This window comes from Facilibium subflavum (assembly GCF_003574485.1).
Classification (GTDB): domain Bacteria; phylum Pseudomonadota; class Gammaproteobacteria; order Francisellales; family Francisellaceae; genus Facilibium; species Facilibium subflavum.
Genome location: NZ_QLIT01000351.1, coordinates 1 through 509, shown reverse-complemented (window position 1 = coordinate 509; position 509 = coordinate 1). Strand labels below are relative to the sequence as shown.

Annotated in this window: 2 protein-coding genes; both read left to right on the top strand. The window is 27.5% G+C overall.

The genetic code is table 11. From position 1 onward, the window contains the following. On the top strand, positions 1–188 hold a 188-nt coding region (locus DNK84_RS15275; RefSeq protein ID WP_208123357.1), incomplete at its 5' end, for a hypothetical protein. 164 nt (positions 189–352) lie between these two features. Further along, positions 353–490 (top strand): hypothetical protein, encoded by a 138-nt coding sequence (locus DNK84_RS15270; protein WP_162902522.1) that lies wholly within the window; start codon positions 353–355, stop codon positions 488–490. Positions 491–509: the final 19 nt, after the last annotated feature.

The following is a 509-nucleotide window of genomic DNA, read 5'->3' as shown; positions in this document are numbered from 1 at the left end:
AAAAGAAAAGAAAAAAAACAGAAAAAAAGAAAGGGAGGAAAATGAAAAAAAAAAAAAAGGGAAGAAAAAGAAAAAGAAGAGAAAGAAAGAGTGAAAAAAATACAGGAAGAAGAATGAAAAAAAAAGGAGGAAGAAGGAGAAGGGGAAAAGGAGAAAAAAAAAAAAAAAAAGAAAAAAGAAATAGATAAAAGAGGAGAGAAAGAAAAAGAAAAAAAAAAAAAAAGAAGAATAAAAAAAAAGAAAGAAGAAGAAGAAAAGGATAAAAGAAAAAAAGAAAGAAAAAAGAAAAAAATAAAAGAAAAAAAAGAAGAAAAGGGAGGGGAAGAAATAGATAGAAAAGGAAAAAAAGGGAATGAAGAAAAAAGTGAAAGAAGAGAGGAGAAAGAGGGAAGAAGAAGAGGGAGAGAGGGAGGAACAGAGGAAGAAAAAGAGGAAGAAAAAGGGAAAGGAAGAGAGGAAAAAAGAAAAAGAGATTAAAGAAAAGAAATGAAAAAAGGTGTAAAAAAAAG